Origin of the sequence: Streptomyces sp. NRRL S-37 (assembly GCF_000721605.1) — a bacterium.
Classification (GTDB): Bacteria; Actinomycetota; Actinomycetes; order Streptomycetales; family Streptomycetaceae; genus Streptomyces.
In genome coordinates this window covers 35,799-52,297 of the sequence record NZ_JOIZ01000014.1, presented here as the reverse complement: position 1 = coordinate 52,297, position 16,499 = coordinate 35,799, and the positions used below count along the sequence as shown (strand labels likewise).

22 protein-coding genes and 1 pseudogene are annotated in these 16,499 nt (G+C 71.9%); 9 read left to right on the top strand and 14 right to left on the bottom strand.

The genetic code is table 11. The features are described from left to right. Positions 1-8 precede the first annotated feature (8 nt). Entirely contained in the window at positions 9-197 is a 189-nt protein-coding gene (locus IH50_RS0120785; RefSeq protein ID WP_030864214.1) for a hypothetical protein, read from the top strand. 49 nt (positions 198-246) lie between these two features. Here the strand turns inward: IH50_RS0120785 and IH50_RS0120780 are convergent, their stop codons facing one another. Next, a complete protein-coding gene (locus IH50_RS0120780) occupies positions 247-1,155 on the bottom strand; it encodes a FadR/GntR family transcriptional regulator (RefSeq protein ID WP_078914049.1) in 909 nt (302 codons plus the stop codon). A 181-nt stretch (positions 1,156-1,336) separates the two neighbouring features. Between IH50_RS0120780 and IH50_RS0120775 the strand changes: the two genes are divergently transcribed. Then, the gene (locus tag IH50_RS0120775) at positions 1,337-1,522 is read left to right on the top strand and encodes a hypothetical protein (protein WP_030864209.1); all 186 of its coding nucleotides are present in this window, start codon (positions 1,337-1,339) and stop codon (positions 1,520-1,522) included. A gap of 175 nt (positions 1,523-1,697) precedes the next feature. Here the strand turns inward: IH50_RS0120775 and IH50_RS42700 are convergent. Then, positions 1,698-1,842: pseudogene (locus tag IH50_RS42700) on the bottom strand (GNAT family N-acetyltransferase); the annotation flags it as partial. A gap of 35 nt (positions 1,843-1,877) precedes the next feature. After that, positions 1,878-2,510 carry a hypothetical protein gene (locus tag IH50_RS0120770; RefSeq protein ID WP_030864206.1) on the bottom strand — a complete coding sequence of 211 codons (633 nt, stop codon included), beginning with the start codon at positions 2,508-2,510 and terminating at the stop codon, positions 1,878-1,880. 177 nt (positions 2,511-2,687) lie between these two features. On the opposite strand from IH50_RS0120770, the gene dtd reads away from it, so the two are divergent. After that, a complete protein-coding gene (gene dtd, locus IH50_RS0120765; protein WP_030864202.1) occupies positions 2,688-3,113 on the top strand; it encodes a D-aminoacyl-tRNA deacylase in 426 nt (141 codons plus the stop codon). Positions 3,114-3,186: 73 nt separating this feature from the next. Here the strand turns inward: dtd and IH50_RS0120760 are convergent, their stop codons facing one another. The 3 genes from IH50_RS0120760 to IH50_RS0120750 are packed head-to-tail and all read right to left on the bottom strand — an operon-like array spanning position 3,187 to position 5,207. Further along, positions 3,187-4,152, bottom strand: a complete 966-nt coding sequence (locus tag IH50_RS0120760) for a YgfZ/GcvT domain-containing protein (RefSeq protein WP_030864197.1) — start codon at positions 4,150-4,152, stop codon at positions 3,187-3,189. A 9-nt stretch (positions 4,153-4,161) separates the two neighbouring features. After that, positions 4,162-4,599 (bottom strand): Fur family transcriptional regulator, encoded by a 438-nt coding sequence (locus IH50_RS0120755; RefSeq protein WP_030864194.1) that lies wholly within the window; start codon positions 4,597-4,599, stop codon positions 4,162-4,164. Between the two features lie 32 nt (positions 4,600-4,631). Then, positions 4,632-5,207 (bottom strand): FABP family protein, encoded by a 576-nt coding sequence (locus tag IH50_RS0120750; RefSeq protein WP_030864192.1) that lies wholly within the window; start codon positions 5,205-5,207, stop codon positions 4,632-4,634. 270 nt (positions 5,208-5,477) lie between these two features. On the opposite strand from IH50_RS0120750, the gene IH50_RS0120740 reads away from it, so the two are divergent. Next, positions 5,478-5,840, top strand: a complete 363-nt coding sequence (locus IH50_RS0120740) for a DsrE family protein (RefSeq protein WP_030864188.1) — start codon at positions 5,478-5,480, stop codon at positions 5,838-5,840. A gap of 10 nt (positions 5,841-5,850) precedes the next feature. Here IH50_RS0120740 and IH50_RS0120735 read toward each other — a convergent pair whose 3' ends face one another. The 8 genes from IH50_RS0120735 to IH50_RS0120705 form a co-directional block, all read right to left on the bottom strand. Further along, positions 5,851-6,111 carry a DUF3099 domain-containing protein gene (locus IH50_RS0120735; protein ID WP_030864186.1) on the bottom strand — a complete coding sequence of 87 codons (261 nt, stop codon included), beginning with the start codon at positions 6,109-6,111 and terminating at the stop codon, positions 5,851-5,853. Positions 6,112-6,198: 87 nt separating this feature from the next. Next, positions 6,199-6,486: a DUF1416 domain-containing protein gene (locus IH50_RS0120730; RefSeq protein ID WP_004986406.1), complete on the bottom strand. Its 288-nt coding sequence runs from the start codon at positions 6,484-6,486 to the stop codon at positions 6,199-6,201. A gap of 42 nt (positions 6,487-6,528) precedes the next feature. After that, positions 6,529-7,374, bottom strand: a complete 846-nt coding sequence (locus IH50_RS0120725) for a sulfurtransferase (protein ID WP_030864184.1) — start codon at positions 7,372-7,374, stop codon at positions 6,529-6,531. 131 nt (positions 7,375-7,505) lie between these two features. After that, positions 7,506-7,613, bottom strand: a complete 108-nt coding sequence (locus tag IH50_RS43575; protein WP_382052532.1) for a putative leader peptide — start codon at positions 7,611-7,613, stop codon at positions 7,506-7,508. Positions 7,614-7,810: 197 nt separating this feature from the next. After that, on the bottom strand, positions 7,811-8,554 hold the full coding sequence (locus IH50_RS0120720; protein ID WP_030864183.1) for a DUF2993 domain-containing protein: 744 nt from the start codon (positions 8,552-8,554) through the stop codon (positions 7,811-7,813). Between the two features lie 129 nt (positions 8,555-8,683). Next, positions 8,684-9,724, bottom strand: coding sequence for a hypothetical protein (locus IH50_RS0120715; RefSeq protein WP_030864181.1), 1,041 nt, complete (start codon positions 9,722-9,724; stop codon positions 8,684-8,686). Between the two features lie 3 nt (positions 9,725-9,727). After that, on the bottom strand, positions 9,728-9,982 hold the full coding sequence (locus tag IH50_RS0120710; protein WP_030864179.1) for a MoaD/ThiS family protein: 255 nt from the start codon (positions 9,980-9,982) through the stop codon (positions 9,728-9,730). Positions 9,983-10,020: 38 nt separating this feature from the next. Then, positions 10,021-10,866: an alpha/beta hydrolase gene (locus IH50_RS0120705; protein ID WP_030864174.1), complete on the bottom strand. Its 846-nt coding sequence runs from the start codon at positions 10,864-10,866 to the stop codon at positions 10,021-10,023. A gap of 225 nt (positions 10,867-11,091) precedes the next feature. Between IH50_RS0120705 and IH50_RS0120700 the strand changes: the two genes are divergently transcribed. The 5 genes from IH50_RS0120700 (at position 11,092) to IH50_RS0120680 (ending at position 16,443) form a co-directional block, all read left to right on the top strand. Continuing rightward, entirely contained in the window at positions 11,092-11,847 is a 756-nt protein-coding gene (locus IH50_RS0120700; RefSeq protein ID WP_030864172.1) for a response regulator transcription factor, read from the top strand. A 42-nt stretch (positions 11,848-11,889) separates the two neighbouring features. Next, entirely contained in the window at positions 11,890-12,912 is a 1,023-nt protein-coding gene (locus IH50_RS0120695) for a LacI family DNA-binding transcriptional regulator (RefSeq protein ID WP_078914048.1), read from the top strand. A gap of 181 nt (positions 12,913-13,093) precedes the next feature. Beyond that, positions 13,094-14,221 carry a trypsin-like peptidase domain-containing protein gene (locus IH50_RS0120690; protein WP_030864165.1) on the top strand — a complete coding sequence of 376 codons (1,128 nt, stop codon included), beginning with the start codon at positions 13,094-13,096 and terminating at the stop codon, positions 14,219-14,221. 69 nt (positions 14,222-14,290) lie between these two features. After that, the gene (locus tag IH50_RS0120685) at positions 14,291-15,025 is read left to right on the top strand and encodes a response regulator transcription factor (RefSeq protein ID WP_030864162.1); all 735 of its coding nucleotides are present in this window, start codon (positions 14,291-14,293) and stop codon (positions 15,023-15,025) included. Next, positions 15,022-16,443 (top strand): sensor histidine kinase, encoded by a 1,422-nt coding sequence (locus tag IH50_RS0120680; protein ID WP_030864160.1) that lies wholly within the window; start codon positions 15,022-15,024, stop codon positions 16,441-16,443. The genes IH50_RS0120685 and IH50_RS0120680 overlap by 4 nt, the downstream gene beginning before the upstream one ends. Positions 16,444-16,499 lie beyond the last annotated feature (56 nt).

The window sequence follows — 16,499 nt, the reverse complement described above, 5'->3', positions numbered from 1 at the left end:
AACACGCCATGCCCGTCCTCGCCCTCGTCTCCGCCGTCCTGGTCGTCACCGTCGAGCAGCTCGTCCAGTGGCAGTACGGCGCGGCCGGCATCCTCGGCCTGCTGCTGCTCACCATAGGCATCAGGGCCAACCGGCCGGGGGTCAGCTCCGCCGGAGCGGTCCTGCTCGCGCTGCTGGTGGCGAGGCCGGCCCTGTGAGGGGCCGCGGTGAGGAGCCACCGCCGCCGCATCCGGCCCGTGGGAGACGTCAGCCCGTGAGCACCAGCTCCGAGCTGATCGTCTCCCACAGTGCGTCGAACCACAGGTGCGACTGCTCCACGAACGCGGTGTCCCTCAGGCCGGGCCCCTGCTCGAAGCCGAACAGCAGGGACCGGACGCCCTGCGCGTCGTACGTCTCCAGGTACTCCTGGTCGATCTGCGCCTTGCCGCGCGCCAGCGTGTAGTAGGCGAACAGCGCCTCCTCCCTGTTGAGCAGGTACAGCTTCACCGGCGGGGTGAACGGCAGCGCGCGGAAGGAGACGCGCACGTCGACGCCGTGGGTGGCGCGCAGCGCGAGCAGATTGTGGCGCAGCACCTGACCCTGGGCGTTGCGCTGCGCCAGCCACCGCTCGTGCACCGGGCCCCCGCCGCCGTCGCGCCCCTCGACCGGCACCGGGAAGGCGAGGTCGATGTTCCGGCCGGGCAGCAGCACCCGCAGATCGACCTTGGCCGGTTTCAGCCGTCCGGAGTGGATCCGGCGCAGCGGCTCCCCGAGGGCCAGGGTGAGGGAGACCGAGGTCAGGCAGACGGCGTCGATCTCGACGTGCTCGGCCTCGAAGGCGGCGGCGATCCTGGGCGCGAGGCCCACGGTGGTGGGCAGCGGGGGCACCGAGGGGCCGGTCGGCGGCCTGCCGGGGCCCGCGGCGACGGTCGCCGGGGCACCCTTGGAGACGTTGGTGAGCAGCTGCTCGGACTGCAGGATGCGCAGCGCCTGGCGCACCGCGGGGCGCTCCACGCCGAACTCGGCGGCGAGCTGGGCCTGGGTGGGCATGCGCTGACCCCGCTGCAGCGCCCCGGACCTGATCCGCGCGCGCAGTTCGTCGGCCACCTCGCGGTGTGTCCTCTGTGACCGCTGTGGCTTCTTCCGTCCATTGACGGAGGCGTGTTCCGGGTCCACGACAGAACACTACAACTTCCCGCCATCTTCGGGCAGTTCAGAGAAGGGTGGTTATAAGACTCTTCCAAGTGGCTATAACTAAGACCAAGTTGGCAACCAACTCCTGCAACCTGGTCGACGGCCCTCAAGGGTTGGTCGGCAGGGAGAGGGTCGGGAGCCACGGACACCAAGGGGGACCGCCATGCCGCTCATCGCCATCGCCCTCGCGGCCCTGGCCATCGGGTTCGAGCAACTCGTCCAGTGGAAGTACGGGCCGATGGGAATCATCGCCTTCGTCGCCCTCACCGTGGGCATCAAGGCACGCAACACCACGATCAGCGGTATCGGCGCGGTCATCCTCGTGATGCTGCTCGCCCAGTCCGGCTGACAGCACACCGTACGGACCGCCGGCCGGGCTCCCTTCCGGAGGGGAGCCGGGAGTCCCGCCGACGGGCACCACCCGCACAACAACCACAACCACAACCGAACAGCTCGCTACGGATGAGAACCCACCCGTCGTCGGCGGAAGGAGACAGGCAACGGGAGCGCGACGGCGACAGCGCTCAGCACACGTCCGGGCACCACGGTCGCCCGGACCCACGCAGCAGGGCGTCGGCCTGACGGGCGGCGCCCGCTCGTTCTTCCCGGCCCCGGCCGCCCCGGCGCGGCACGGCGCACCGCGGACCCGTCCCCCGGCCACAGCGTCGAAGAGGTCTCCCCCGGCGAGGTCTCCCCCGCCCCGCTCACACCAGCAGGTCGTCCACCTGCGCCTCCCCGTCCCGGTACCGGCGCGCGATCTCCGCGCTGCACTCGTCGGCCGTGCGCTGCAGCCGCTGCCGCCGCCGGGACACCTGCTGCTCGCAGAGCACGAGCCGTCCCATCGCGGTGTTCAGCTCCCCGTCCGTGCGGGCGCCCAGGTCGGAGAGCTCCACCTCGGCGAGCGTCTCGGCCGCCAGCCGCCGGTACTCCTCCCCCTGCGGCGTCCCCAGCGTCACGTGCCGGGCGGAGGAACGGTGCCGGGCCGGGGTGTCCCGCAGGATTTCCCCCAGCCGCTCGACGACGGACGCCTCCTCCGGCGCGACGACCGAGGGCGCCCCCTCCGGGAGGCGCCGGGCCAGCTCCGCCCGCAGGATGTCGATCCGCCCCTGCAGCAGCCGCCGTACGTAGCTGAGGTCGGCCTCGTCACGCTGCGCGTCGCGCCGCACCGTCCGCAGCTCGGCCAGGCTGAGCACGATCAGATCGCGCACCGCCCGGTCCTCGGGCAGCACCGGGCTGTCCGTGCGCTGTGTGGGCGGCCGGCAGAACTCCCGTTCCCCGATTCCCCCGTGGGCCGACGAGACAGCCCCGAGCGGCTGTCCGATCCCTGGTGTGCTCATATGCCTCAACCGTCCCCTCGACCGGCATGTGCCAGCATCGTGCCACCCCGAGCGGCCACATTGTGAGCGAGTGCCCCCGATCCGCCCCAGATGGGCGTTAAGGAGTAAAAATAGCCCGGCCGGGGTCTCCCGCGGGCCGCCGTCGGCCGCCTGTTCGCCGACCGGCATGATGGTCGTATGCGAGCAGTGGTGCAGAGGGTCGACGGCGCGAGCGTGGTCGTGGACGGCGAGACGGTGGGGGCGATCGAGGGCGAGGGGCTGTGCGTCCTCGTCGGCGTCACCCACGAGGACACCAAGGAGAAGGCGGCGCAACTCGCCCGCAAACTCTGGTCGGTGCGGATGCTCCAGGACGAGAAGTCGTGCAGCGACCTCGGCGCCCCGCTGCTGGTGATCAGCCAGTTCACCCTCTACGGCGACGCCCGCAAGGGCCGCCGCCCCACCTGGAACGCCGCCGCCCCCGGCGACGTCGCCGAGCCGCTGGTCGACGAGGTGGTCGCGCAACTGCGGGCGCTGGGCGCGACGGTGGCGACGGGCCGCTTCGGCGCGAAGATGAGCGTCTCGCTGACCAACGACGGCCCGTTCACCGTCCTGCTGGAGATCTGAGCCGTACGGCTGGGGATCCGAGCCGTACCGGCTGAAGGTCCGAGTCGTACGGCTCGGGGCCGAGCCGTACGGTTCAGGGCTCGACGACGGTCTCCTGCGCGGCGGCCGTGTCCCCCGCGAGCAGCCGCGCGTCCACCGGCACGTTCCGCTTCACCAGCGCCAGCGCGACCGGCCCCAGCTCGTAGTGGCGTACGGACGTGGTGACGAACCCGATCTTCCGCCCGTCGGGGCCGTCGTCCGCGACCCTGATCTCGGTCCCCGCCACCGGCAGGTGCACCTCGCTGCCGTCCAGGTGCAGAAAGACCAGCCGGCGCGGCGGCTTCCCCAGGTTCTGCACCCGGGCGACCGTCTCCTGCCCCCGGTAGCAGCCCTTCTGCAGGTGCACGGCGCTGCCGATCCAGCCCAGCTCGTGCGGGATGGTGCGGTGGTCGGTCTCGAAACCGAGCCGCGGCCGGTGCCGCTCGACCCGCAGCGCCTCGTACGCGAGGATCCCGGCGGCCGGCCCCGCCTTCCGCGCGTACGACTCCAGATCACCGCGCGGCAGGAACAGGTCCCGCCCGTACGGCGTCTCGCGGACGGCGACCCCCTCGGGCACCTCCGCGATGGACCCGGCCGGCAGGTGCACCACCGCGATGTCGGCGGTGCGGTCGGCGACCTCGACCCGGTAGAAGAACTTCATCGACTCCAGGTACGCGATCAGCGCCTCCCGGGTGCCGGGCTCGACGTGCGCCCAGACCGTCTCCCCGTCGTCGACCAGGTAGAGCGCGTGCTCGATGTGGCCGTTGGCGGAAAGTATCAGCGCCTCGGTGGCCTGGTGCGGCGGCAGGTCGCTGACGTGCTGGGTGAGCAGCAGATGCAGCCAGGCCAGCCGCTCCGGACCGGAGACGGTGACGACCCCGCGGTGGGACAGGTCGACGAAACCGGTGCCGTCGGCGAGGGCGCGCTGCTCGCGGAACAGGTCGCCGTAGTGGGCGGCCACGCCTTCGTCCACGCCCTCGGCGGGAACGGCGCCGGGCAGGGTCAGCAGGGGGCTCTTCATGCGCCTAGCCTACGACTCGGTGGCCGGGGCCTTCCGGGAGCAGTCCTCGCACCGGCCGAAGATCGCGAAGTGCTTCATGTCGGTGTCGAAACCGAACTGCTCGCGCAGCTTGGCGGTGAACTCGGCGGCCACCGACAGGTCGGCCTCGATCACGTTCGTGCAGTCCCGGCAGACCAGGTGGATGTGGTGGTGCCGGTCGGCGAGGTGATAGGTCGGCGCCCCGTGCCCGAGGTGGGCATGGCTGACCAGGCCCAGCTCCTCGAGGAGCTCCAGCGTGCGGTACACGGTGGAAATGTTGACCCCCGACGCCGTCTTCCTCACTTCGCCGAGGATGTCGTCGGGGGTCGCGTGTTCCAGGGTGTCCACGGCTTCGAGCACGAGCTGCCGCTGCGGGGTCAGCCGGTAGCCGCGCTGCCTGAGGTCGCTCTTCCAGTCGGTGCTCACCACACCCACGAGTCTAGGACCTCCCGGACGGAGGCCTACTTGAAGAAGGCGATCCCGTCGTCGGGCATGTCGTCGGGCAGGGCCTTGGCCCAGCGCTCGACCTCCTCCGGGGTGACGACCTTCTTCAGGTGCGCCGACATGTAGGGGCGCAGCTCGACCTCGGGGGTCTGCTTCTCGCCGACCCACATCAGGTCGCTCTTGACGTAGCCGTACAGCCGCTTGCCGCCGTTGTAGGGCCCCGAGGCGGCGGTGCGCGCGACCGCGTCCGTCACCAGGTCGATCTGCGGCTTCTGGTGGGCGAGCTCGCCGTACCAGATCTCGATGACGCCGTCGTCGCGGGTCATCGTCACCTCGACCTTGCGGTCCGCGTCGATCCGCCAGAAGCCGTGCTCCGACTCCAGCGGGCGGACCTTGTTGCCGTCGCCGTCCAGCACCCAGGTGTGGGAGCTGTACTCCAGGAAGTTCCGGCCGTCGTGGGTGAACGTGGCCTCCTGGCCGAAGTTGCACTTCTCGGCGCCGGGGAAGTCGTGCACGCCCGCGCCGGCCCAGTTGCCGAGCAGGAAGGCGAGCGGGACGAGGTCCTTGTGCAGGTCGGACGGGATCTCGATCATGAGGGGAACTTCCTGGCGTCGGTGATCAGCGCTGGCCCTGGTACAGCTTCTTCACGGTCAGCCCGGCGAAGGCGAGAACGCCGACGGCGACGAGGACCAGCAGGATTTCGAAGAAGAGGATCACGGGGTGCTCCTTGAGCGGGGGTGCGATGGTGTGCACAGGACCGGACCCCAGCTTACGCGGCCGGGTCCGGCCCCTGTCGTGCGAGGTGGTGCCTGCCGTACCTCAGCCCGTCAGGCCGCGGCGGCGGTCATGATTACGATTCGGGCATGGCGAAGAAGCTTGTGATCAAGGTGACCGCGGGAACCGACGCGCCCGAGCGCTGCTCGCAGGCGTTCACGGTGGCGGCGGTGGCCGCGGCCAGTGGTGTCGAGGTCTCCCTGTGGCTCACCGGCGAGTCCGCGTGGTTCGCCCTGCCGGGCCGCGCGGCCGAGTTCGAGCTGCCGCACGCCGCCCCGCTGCCCGACCTGCTGGACTCGGTCCTGGCCACCGGCCGGGTCACCCTGTGCACCCAGTGCGCGGCCCGCCGCGACATCACCGAGAAGGACGTCGTCGAGGGCGTACGGATCGCCGGTGCGCAGGTCTTCGTGCAGGAGGCGATGGCGGACGGGACGCAGGCGCTCGTCTACTGAGCGGCCCGCCCTACCGGGGCCGCTTCCTGCCGTCCAGCTCGTCCCACCACTCGTCGGACTTCGGGTCGCCGGACGGATCGTCCCACCAGCGGTCCTCCGGCCCCCGCCGGTTGGCGACCATCGCGGCGACCGGCGGAATCACCATGGCCACCACGCACATGCCCACGGCCGCCGGCACCGACCACAGCCGCACCACGCCCCACGCCAGGACGAACAGCCCGACGCAGGTGCCCATCAGGGCGAAGTAGGCGTGCCGCCTGCGCGCGTACATAGGTCCAGCGTAGGTCCGGACACGCCGAAGGGGCCGCACCCCGGGCGTCCAACCCGTGGGGTGCGGCCCCTCGGCCGTCCCGTGTCCTCAGACCGCGATCGCGACCTCGGCCAGACCGCCCTGCTGGGCGACGACCGTGCGGTCGGCGGTGCCGCCGGGCACCAGGGCGCGGACGGTCCAGGTGCCCTCCGCCGCGTAGAAGCGGAACTGTCCGGTGGCGGAGGTCGGGACCTCCGCGGTGAACTCGCCGGTCGAGTCCAGCAGACGGACGTAGCCGGTCACCGGCTCTCCGTCGCGGGTCACCTGACCCTGGATGGTGGTCTCACCGGGCTTGATCGTCGAGGCGTCCGGGCCGCCGGCCTTCGCACCGCACATGTCTTACTCCTGAGGGGGTCTGGAGAGGTCGGTCGGGAGGGATTACTTGCCGGAGCCGAGCTCGATCGGCACGCCGACGAGGGAGCCGTACTCGGTCCAGGAGCCGTCGTAGTTCTTGACGTTCTCCACGCCGAGCAGCTCGTGCAGCACGAACCAGGTCAGCGCGGAGCGCTCACCGATGCGGCAGTAGGCGATGGTGTCCTTGGCCAGGTCGACCTGCTCGGCCTCGTAGAGCGCCTTGAGCTCGTCGTCGGACTTGAAGGTGCCGTCGTCGTTGGCGTTCTTCGACCACGGGATGTTGGCGGCCGACGGGACGTGGCCCGGGCGCTGCGACTGCTCCTGCGGCAGGTGGGCCGGGGCGAGCAGCTTGCCGGAGAACTCGTCGGGCGAGCGCACGTCGACCAGGTTCTGGTTGCCGATGGCGGCCACGACGTCGTCGCGGAAGGCGCGGATGGACGTGTCCTGCGGCTTGGCCTTGTACTCGGTCTTCGGGCGCTCCGGCACCTCGTCGCCGGGGACCAGCTCGCGGGCGTCGAGCTCCCACTTCTTGCGGCCGCCGTCGAGGAGCTTGACGTCCTGGTGGCCGTACAGCTTGAAGTACCAGTAGGCGTACGAGGCGAACCAGTTGTTGTTGCCGCCGTAGAGGACGACCGTGTGGTCGTTGCCGATGCCCTTGTCCGACAGGAGCTTCTCGAAGCCCTCCTGGTCGACGAAGTCACGGCGGACCGGGTCCTGCAGGTCCTTGGTCCAGTCGATCCGGATGGCGTTCTTGATGTGGTTCTTCTCGTAGGCGGACGTGTCCTCGTCCACCTCGACGATGGCGATGGTCGGGTCGTCCAGGTGCTCCTGGACCCAGTCGGCGTCGACCAGGACGTCGCTGCGGCTCATGTTCTTTCTCCTCCGGGGCAGTTGCGGCGGGACGTGCGGGTGAGCGGATGTGCGCGGCCTCACGGGGCCGGCGCACGGATGCCCTCAGCGGGGGCGGGGTGGGAAAGCGGACGTCGACGTCCGCTCAGAAGTCAGAAAGAACGACAGAGCATGGCGGCGACACGGCACAGGTCCACTGCCCGCCGCTTCGTGAGATCCGCCTGTCCCCTCGACCGGAGGACGCTCGTCTGATCCTGCATGGGTCCGATCGTAAGGAGGGACGGGCGGGCATGTCACCGGTGTGTCGCATACTGAGACACGATCGTCCGTCATGCGGGACGACTCATCGCGGGAGCGGGCCCTCCCGCCCCCCGGCTCCTCCCGTTCCCGCCCTCGCATCTGCCCTGCGGACGCCCCCGTCTCGCCTGTCGGACAACTCCCCCCGCCACACCCTTCCCTACCCGACCAGACGGACGTCGGAACCCTTCACCGTGATCTCCACGCCGTCCTCCGCCGCCTCGACCTTGTCCAGCCGGATGCCGCCGGGCAGTCCGTCGATCCTCTGCTCGAAGTCGGTGGTCTTCCGCACGCTGGACTCGACGATCTCCACCCCGCCGAGCTCCGGCACCGCGTCGGCCTTCACGCGCACGGTGTCGCCGTCCACGACCGTCGCGGAGCTGAGCACGGAGACCGGCTCGGGCAGCTCGGCGCCCAGCATGGTGACCTCCAGCGCGACCTTGATCTTCCCGTTGCCCCCGTCGGACAGGCCGACGATCCTGGCCGTGACACCGGGGGCCACCCGGCTGGGCTCGGACTTGCCGGCGGCCTTCAGCAGCTCGTCGTAGGCAATGGTGGCGGTGCCGGTGGCGCTGTCGGCGACGGCGGAGCTGAAGTCGGTGGAGAAGTCGACGCCGTGCATGTCCGCGCGCAGGCCGGCGATACGGATCCGCCGGGCGCCGTCGCCGGTGCCGGCCTCGTAGTCCTGGATCCCCACCTCCACCTCGTCGAGGGTGCCGCCGGCGAGCTGGGTGAGGAAGGGGAAGCCGTTGATCGACACGTCGGGGGTGCTCGCCAGGTTCTCGGTCGCCTTCAGGCGGTCCGCCGCCTCGCCCTCGGCGAAGTGGACGGCCACGCGGTCGACGACGACGAAGATCCCGCCGAGTATCACGATGACGATGAGCAGTATTCGCAGTGCGCGCATGCGGTGTCCCCCACCTGGCGGTTTCGACGAGGCCGTGCCGCGAGGGTAACCCTGGGGCGGGTGGGAGCCGGGGGATTGTCGATCACCTGTGACAAGGGACCGCGCCGCGGGCGTCCCACCCGCCGGCCGTCAGCCGGCCAGCCGCCCCAGGACGTACACCGCGGGGGCCGCCGCGGCCAGCGGCAGGGCCACGCCCGCCGTGAAGTGGACGAAACGGGACGGGTAGTCGTAGGAGGCCACCCGGTGGCCGATCAGCGCGCAGACCGCCGCGCCCGCGCCGAGCGCCGCCCCCGCGGAACCGTCGAGGGCATACCCCGCCCCGGCCGCCGCCAGCAGCGCGGCCACCACGGACACCGGCGTCGGCAACGGCAGTGCCCGTACCACCGCGCCCGCCGCCACGGCCACCGCGCCCGCGGTCACCGCGGACGCGTCCGCCGCCAGGTACCCGCCCGCCGCGATCGCCAGCGCCGCCGCCACGACCGTCGCCATCAGGCCGTACATCCGCTCGTCGGGATCCGCGTGCGACCGCAGTTGCAGCACCAGCGACAGCAGCACCCACACCCCCAGCGTCCCCAGGATCGCCGCGGGCGACCGGTCGGACACCAGCAGCGCCGCGTCCGCGGCCAGCGCGCCGAGGAACCCCAGCGCGATGCCCTGCCGGGCCGGCCACATCCCGTTCAGCCGGAACCAGCCCGCCGCCGTGAGCCCCTGCAGCACCACCAGCGGCACCAGCAGCGCGTACGTCCCCAGCGCCGCCCCGCCCGCCAGCAACAGCCCCAGCAGCGCGGTGAGCACCGCCGGCTGCATCCCGGGCTCGATGATCGGCGACCGCCCCTCGGCCCGCGCCCGCTGCGCGTCGGTGACGCGCGAGTTCCCGCCCAGCGTGGCCGGCCCGTACTCGGGCCCGGCCTCAGGAGCGGCCGGGGGCGCCGGAGCAGCCGGAGTCGGAGCCGGGGCCACCGGAGCCGGGTCCGGGGCCATCGGAGCCGCCGGGGCCGCAGCCGCCACCGGCTGCTGCATCTGCGTCTCCCACGTCTGCCCCTGCCACTGCTGCGTGTACTGCTGGTCCGCGTACGGATCCCCGTACGCCTGCTGCTGCCCCGGCCACACGCCCTGAGCCCGCTGCGGATCCTGGTACGGGTCGTACGCCTCGTACGGCTGGTTCGTCATCGCTCACCCTCCTGCGAACGGCGGAAGCACCTCGACCGTGCCGCCGTCGGCCAGCCGTACCGTCTCATGCGCGCGCTTCCCCACGGGATCACCGTCGACGAGGAACGAGCACCGCAGCAGCACGCGCGCGAGTTCACCGGGGTGCCGCCCGCGCACCGCGTCGAGCGCGCCGGCGAGCGTGGCCGCCTCGTACGCCTCCTCGGCCACCCCGGCCGCGGCCTTGGCTGCGGCCCAGTACCGCACCGTGACCTTTGCCATCTGCTGATCCTCAATCGGTCGACGACGAACACCTCAGGCTAGCCCGCCCTGTCCGCCGCCCAGTCCCCGATCCGCCCCAGCAGCGCCTGGGGTGCCGCGTTCTCCGCGTGCCCCATGCCGGGCTCGACCCACAGCTCCCCGTGCTCCCCGGCGGCGGCCGCCAGCATCCGCGGGTGGTCGAGCGGGAAGTACCCGTCCTGGTCCCCGTGGACGATCAGCAACGGCGTGGGCGCGATCCGCGGCACCGCCTCGACGGGCGACAGCGGCACCGGGTCCCACTGCCGGTGGTGGATCCGGGTCCGCAGCCCGTACCGCCCCACCAGGCGCCCGGACGGCCGGGTCACCAGCCAGTGCAGCCGCCGCATGGGGGCGGTCCCCCGGTAGAACCACCGCGCGGGCGCGCTCACGGAGACGACGGCGCCGACCCCGGCGTCCCGGCCGGCCGCGGCGTGCCGCAGCACCACCGAGCCGCCCATGGAGAACCCGACGGTGACCACCCGCGCGTACCCCAGGTCACGCGCCCACCCCACCGCCGCCGCGAGGTCGAGCACCTCCCGGTCCCCGACGGTCGACCGCCCGCCCGACGCCCCGTGTCCCCGGAAGGAGAACGTCACGACACCGCCGTACCGCGCGAGGGCCCGCGCCGCCCGCCGCACGTGCGGCCGGTCCGCGTGCCCGGTGAACCCGTGCGCGACCACGAACACGAGATCACCCGGAGAGGCGGTCCCCGGTTCGTATACGGAATCGATCGCCACCCCGTCCGCGGTGCGCAGGAATGTCCGCAAAGGCTTACCGCCCCGCGTTACGCCAGCCGTCTCGGAATATGGACGAATGGTGGATCGATCGGTGGATCGCGCCACATGACCTGCCGGACCGGTGTTCATGTCGGCTATTCTGCTGCGAAGAGGACTCGGGCAGCGAAGCCCCCGGGTCCTTTTGTGCTTTCGGGAGCGTTGTATACGAACGCGGGAAACCGCGGGTGTACGGCCGTCGAACGCACACGGCAATGCCGTAAACGTCCTCGCAGGTACCGAGGAGGAACCAGACGTTATGGGCGAGCGAACCGTGCACGAGCGAACGACGACGATGACCCGGGCCGGTGGGGTGCGATGAGCTCTCTGCTGCTCCTGACCAACGCGCTCCAGCCGTCGACGGAGGTGCTCCCCGCTCTCGGCCTGCTGCTGCACAACGTGCGGGTGGCGCCCGCGGAGGGCCCGGCGCTCGTCGACACCCCCGGCGCCGACGTGATCCTGGTCGACGGCCGGCGCGACCTCCCGCAGGTCCGCAGCCTGTGCCAGTTGCTGCGTTCCACCGGCCCCGGCTGTCCCCTCGTCCTGGTGGTGACCGAGGGCGGCCTGGCCGCCGTCACCGCGGACTGGGGCATCGACGACGTCCTCCTGGACACCGCGGGCCCGGCCGAGGTGGAGGCGCGTCTGCGCCTCGCCATGGGCCGCCAGCAGATCGTCAACGACGACTCCCCGATGGAGATCCGCAACGGCGACCTGTCGGTCGACGAGGCGACGTACTCCGCGAAACTCAAGGGCAGGGTCCTCGACCTGACGTTCAAGGAATTCGAACTGCTCAAATACCTCGCGCAGCACCCCGGCCGGGTCTTCACCCGCGCCCAGTTGCTCCAGGAGGTCTGGGGCTACGACTACTTCGGCGGCACCCGCACGGTCGACGTCCACGTACGGCGCCTGCGCGCCAAACTCGGCCCCGAGCACGAATCGCTGATCGGCACGGTCCGCAACGTCGGCTACCGGTTCGTCACCCCCGAGAAGACCGAGAAGCCGGCCCGCGGCTCGAAGGACACCGAGGCCGAGGAGCGGACGGAGACCGCGGAAGCGGCGGAAACCAAGGTGTGATACGCCCTGCCCGTACCGGGTATATCCGCGTAGACTCCGCGCGTGGCCAAGGTAACCAGGGATGATGTGGCGCGGCTGGCGGGGACGTCCACCGCCGTCGTCAGCTATGTCATCAACAACGGACCCCGGCCGGTCGCCCCGGCCACGCGCGAGCGCGTCCTCGCCGCGATCAAGGAGCTGGGGTACCGGCCGGACCGGGTCGCCCAGGCGATGGCCTCACGGCGCACGGACCTCATAGGCCTGATCATCCCCGACGCCCGTCAGCCGTTCTTCGGCGAGATGGCGCACGCGGTCGAGCAGGCCGCCTCCGAGCGCGGGAAGATGGTCCTGGTCGGCAACACGGACTACATCGCCGAGCGCGAGGTCCACTATCTGCGGGCCTTCCTCGGGATGCGGGTCTCCGGCCTGATCCTGGTCAGCCACGCGCTCAACGACCAGGCCGCCGCGGAGATCGACGCGTGGGACGCCCGGGTCGTGCTGCTGCACGAGCGCCCGGAGGCGATCGACGACGTCGCCGTCGTCACCGACGACCTCGGCGGCGCCCAGCTCGCCGTGCGCCACCTGCTGGAGCACGGCAACGAGTACGTGGCCTGCGTCGGCGGCACCGCGGAGACCCCCGCCGTCGGCGACCCGGTCTCCGACCACGTCGAGGGCTGGCGGCGCGCGATGGAGGAGGCCGGGATACCGACCGAGGGCCGCCTCTTCGAGGCCCCGTACAACCGCTACGACGCCTACCGCGTCGGCCTGGACATCCTGTCCGGTCCGGACCGTCCGCCGGCGGTCTTCTGCTCCACCGACGACCAGGCGATCGGCATCCTGCGCGCCGCGCGGGAGCTGCGCATCGACGTGCCGGGGGAGCTGGCGGTCGCCGGGTTCGACGACATCAAGGAGGCGGCGCTCGCGGACCCGCCGCTGACCACGGTCGCCTCCGACCGTTCGGCGATGGCCCGCTCGGCGGTCGACCTCGTCCTGGACGACGGCGTACGGGTGACGGGCTCGCGCCGCGAGCGGCTGAAGGTGTACCCGTCCCGGCTGGTGGTACGCCACTCCTGCGGCTGCAAGTAGGACGCCGCTCCCGCGGCTGCGAGTGAGCGGGTCCCGCCGGCGCGGACCCTGCGGTCGCCACGGCGGACCCGGCGGCCTCCACCGCGGACCCGGCGGCCTTTATATCGGGCATACGAGGTTCTGCCGGGCTTCTCAGCACACGCTCAGCTCGCTCTCATGGTCGGGCGCGAGGCTCGGAGCCATGACCGAGAGCCTCCGCCCCAGCGGCGAGTACGCAAACCCCGCCCCGGTGAACCCCGAGTGGCCGCCCCCGCCGGCGTACGCGCCGCCCCGGCAGCCCGCGTCTCAGCCCGCGACGGCCTTCGCGCAGGAACCCGCGCCTCAGCCCGCGCCGGAGTTCACGCAGGAGTTCGCGCAGGAACCCGCGCCTCAGCCCGCGCCGGAGTTCACGCAGGAGTTCGCGCAGGAGCCCGCCCCGCAGCCCGCGAAGCGGAAGCGCGCCCGCGGCCCGGCGGCCCTGCTCGCCGCCGTGGCGATCGTCGCGGCGGCCGTGGGCGGCGGCACCGCCTACGGCGTGCAGGAGCTGACCGGCAACGACACGGTCGCCGCCGGTTCGACCAGCACCAACGTCGTGCCGTCGAGCCAGAAGGGCACGGTGTCCGGCGTCGCCGAGGCGGTCACCCCGAGCATCGTCGAGATCAACGCGACCTCGAACGCCGGCTCCTCCACCGGCTCCGGCGTGATCATCACGTCCGACGGCGAGATCATCACCAACAACCACGTGGTGTCCGGGGCCTCGTCGATCGAGGTGCGGACCAGCGACGGCACGACGTACGAGGCGGAGACCGTCGGCACCGACAGCGGCAAGGACCTCGCCCTGATCAAGCTGAAGGACGCCTCCGGGCTGCGGGCGGCCACCCTCGGCGACTCCGACGGCGTGCGGGTCGGCGACCAGGTCGTGGCGATCGGCTCCCCCGAGGGCCTGACCGGCACGGTGACCAGCGGCATCGTCTCCGCCCTCGACCGTGACGTGACGGTCTCGACGGACGAGGGCGAGGGTCAGCGACAGCAGCGGCAGGGCGGCGGCTGGCCGTTCGAGTACGGCGGCCAGGAGTTCAACGGCGACACGGGCAGCTCCACGACCACGTACAAGGCGATCCAGACCGACGCGTCCCTGAACCCGGGCAACTCCGGCGGCGCCCTGATCGACATGAACGGCAACATCATCGGCATCAACTCCGCGATGTACTCGGCGAGCGGCAGCGGCTCGTCCTCGGCCGACGCGGGCAGCGTGGGCCTGGGCTTCGCCATCCCGGTCAACACGGTCAAGTCGGACCTGTCGGCGCTGCGCTCCGGCTCGACGACCTGACGCGCCGCCCGCGTGACGTGCGACGCTGAAGGCCTGACACCGTAGAGAGCCGTGAGGAACCCCGAGCCCATGAGCCCCGCAGAAGGCGACCGTGACCCCCAGCGCATCCTGATCGTCGACGACGAGCCGGCGGTGCGCGAAGCGCTCCAGCGCAGCCTGGCCTTCGAGGGGTACGGCACCGAGGTCGCCGTCGACGGCGCGGACGCCCTGGAGAAGGCGGCGGCCTACCGGCCGGACCTGCTGGTCCTGGACATCCAGATGCCCCGGATGGACGGTCTGACCGCCGCCCGCCGCATCCGCGCCACCGGCGACACCACGCCCATCCTGATGCTGACCGCCCGGGACACCGTCGGTGACCGGGTGACCGGCCTGGACGCGGGGGCGGACGACTACCTGGTCAAGCCGTTCGAGCTGGACGAGCTGTTCGCCCGGATCCGCGCGCTGCTGCGCCGCAGCTCGTACGCGGCGGCGCTGGCCGCCTCCGCCGAGTCGGACGACGTCCTCGCCTTCGCCGACCTGCGCATGGACCTGTCGACCCGCGAGGTCACGCGCGGCGTCCGGCGGGTGGAGCTGACCCGTACGGAGTTCACCCTCCTGGAGATGTTCATGGCGCACCCGCGCCAGGTGCTCACCCGTGAGCAGATCCTGAAGGCGGTCTGGGGCTTCGACTTCGAGCCGTCGTCCAACTCGCTCGACGTGTACGTCATGTACCTGCGCCGCAAGACCGAGGCCGGCGGCGAGCCGCGCCTGGTGCACACGGTGCGGGGGGTGGGGTACGTACTGCGGCAGGGCGGCGCGGAGTGAGCGGGCTGGTCCGCCGCGTCCGCGCGCTGCCCATCCGGGCCCGGCTGTCGCTGCTGGTGGCGGCGGCGGTGGCGTTCGCGGTGGCGGTGGTGGCGGTGGCCTGCTGGTTCGTGGTGAAGAGCGTGCTGGTGAGCTCGCTGGACGAGGCCCTGAGGGCGAACCGCATGAACGGGCAGCAGGTGAGCAAGTACCTCGACCTGCGCACCGGTCTGTGCGCCCACGACCCCGTCACCCACGAGCAGAACCCCTTCGGCTCGTCCGTGCAGCTCGTGGACACCAAGGGCGGGAGCTGCCTCATCATCGGCACGGAGGAGGTCCCGCTCACCGGCGCCGACCGCGCCGTCGCCGAGGGCACGTCCACCGACGCGCTGCACCAGGCGACGGGGGCCGACGGCGGGCAGTACCGGGTCTTCACCTATACCGTGCCCGGTCTGCGGGACGTCGCCGTCTCCGCCGCCCGGCCGCTGAACGAGGTGAACGACTCCCTCGGCAACCTCGCGCTGGTGCTGGTCTTCGTCGCGGGCGCGGGGGTCGTGGGCGCCGCCGCCGCCGGTCTCTGGGTGGCCCGGACCGCCCTGCGTCCCGTGGACGAGCTGACCAGCGCCGTCGAACACGTCGCCCGCACCGAGGACCTCACCGTCCGCATCCCCGTGGAGGACGACTCGGAGGACGAGATCGCCCGTCTCTCCCGCTCCTTCAACTCCATGACGTCCGCGCTGGCCAGCTCCCGCGACCTCCAGCAGCAGCTCATCGCGGACGCCGGCCACGAGCTGCGCACCCCGCTCACCTCGCTGCGCACCAACATCGAGCTCCTCACCCGCAGCGAGGAGACGGGCCGCCCGATCCCGGAGGCCGACCGCAAGGCCCTGCTCGCCTCCGTGAAGGCGCAGATGACGGAGCTGGCCGCGCTTATCGGCGACCTTCAGGAGCTGTCCCGCCCGGACACCGGCCAGCACGCGGGCCGTGCGCAGATCGTCGCCTGGCAGGACGTCGTCGAGTCGGCCCTGCGCCGCGCCCGGCTGCGCGGCCCGGAGCTGACCATCACGGCGGACATCCACCCCTGGTACGTACGGGCGGAGCCGTCGGCGCTGGAGCGGGCGGTGGTCAACATCCTGGACAACGCGGTGAAGTTCAGCCCGGAGGGCGGCACGGTCGACGTACGCCTGACCGACGGCGTGCTCACCGTCCGCGACCACGGCCCCGGCATCCCCGCCGATGAACTCCCGCACGTCTTCGACCGATTCTGGCGTTCCCCGAGCGCCCGCGCCCTCCCGGGCTCCGGCCTTGGCCTGTCCATCGTGGCCCGCACGGTCCAGCAGGCGGGCGGCGAGGTGTCCTTGACCCGTGCGGACGGCGGCGGCACGACGGCCACGGTCCGCCTGCCGGGCGCCCCGACCCCGCCGCCCGAGGTGCCGTAGGCGGGGGGCGGCAACCTTTTCGTGCCGGGCGGCGACCGATCGGCGTCCCCTCCCCC

Coding starts and splice junctions, on each gene's coding strand:
- IH50_RS0120785 (WP_030864214.1), top strand. CDS start 9: ATGCCCGTCCTCGCCCTCGTCTCCGCCGTCCTGGTCGTCACCGTCGAG.
- IH50_RS0120705 (WP_030864174.1), bottom strand. CDS start 10,866: ATGAACACCGGTCCGGCAGGTCATGTGGCGCGATCCACCGATCGATCC.
- IH50_RS0120700 (WP_030864172.1), top strand. CDS start 11,092: ATGAGCTCTCTGCTGCTCCTGACCAACGCGCTCCAGCCGTCGACGGAG.
- IH50_RS0120760 (WP_030864197.1), bottom strand. CDS start 4,152: ATGAAGAGCCCCCTGCTGACCCTGCCCGGCGCCGTTCCCGCCGAGGGC.
- IH50_RS0120770 (WP_030864206.1), bottom strand. CDS start 2,510: ATGAGCACACCAGGGATCGGACAGCCGCTCGGGGCTGTCTCGTCGGCC.
- IH50_RS0120685 (WP_030864162.1), top strand. CDS start 14,291: ATGAGCCCCGCAGAAGGCGACCGTGACCCCCAGCGCATCCTGATCGTC.
- IH50_RS0120725 (WP_030864184.1), bottom strand. CDS start 7,374: ATGAGCCGCAGCGACGTCCTGGTCGACGCCGACTGGGTCCAGGAGCAC.
- IH50_RS0120715 (WP_030864181.1), bottom strand. CDS start 9,724: ATGACGAACCAGCCGTACGAGGCGTACGACCCGTACCAGGATCCGCAG.
- IH50_RS0120750 (WP_030864192.1), bottom strand. CDS start 5,207: ATGATCGAGATCCCGTCCGACCTGCACAAGGACCTCGTCCCGCTCGCC.
- IH50_RS0120710 (WP_030864179.1), bottom strand. CDS start 9,982: ATGGCAAAGGTCACGGTGCGGTACTGGGCCGCAGCCAAGGCCGCGGCC.
- IH50_RS0120730 (WP_004986406.1), bottom strand. CDS start 6,486: ATGTGCGGTGCGAAGGCCGGCGGCCCGGACGCCTCGACGATCAAGCCC.
- IH50_RS0120690 (WP_030864165.1), top strand. CDS start 13,094: ATGACCGAGAGCCTCCGCCCCAGCGGCGAGTACGCAAACCCCGCCCCG.
- IH50_RS0120720 (WP_030864183.1), bottom strand. CDS start 8,554: ATGCGCGCACTGCGAATACTGCTCATCGTCATCGTGATACTCGGCGGG.
- IH50_RS0120735 (WP_030864186.1), bottom strand. CDS start 6,111: ATGTACGCGCGCAGGCGGCACGCCTACTTCGCCCTGATGGGCACCTGC.
- IH50_RS0120740 (WP_030864188.1), top strand. CDS start 5,478: ATGGCGAAGAAGCTTGTGATCAAGGTGACCGCGGGAACCGACGCGCCC.
- IH50_RS43575 (WP_382052532.1), bottom strand. CDS start 7,613: ATGCAGGATCAGACGAGCGTCCTCCGGTCGAGGGGACAGGCGGATCTC.
- dtd (WP_030864202.1), top strand. CDS start 2,688: ATGCGAGCAGTGGTGCAGAGGGTCGACGGCGCGAGCGTGGTCGTGGAC.
- IH50_RS0120775 (WP_030864209.1), top strand. CDS start 1,337: ATGCCGCTCATCGCCATCGCCCTCGCGGCCCTGGCCATCGGGTTCGAG.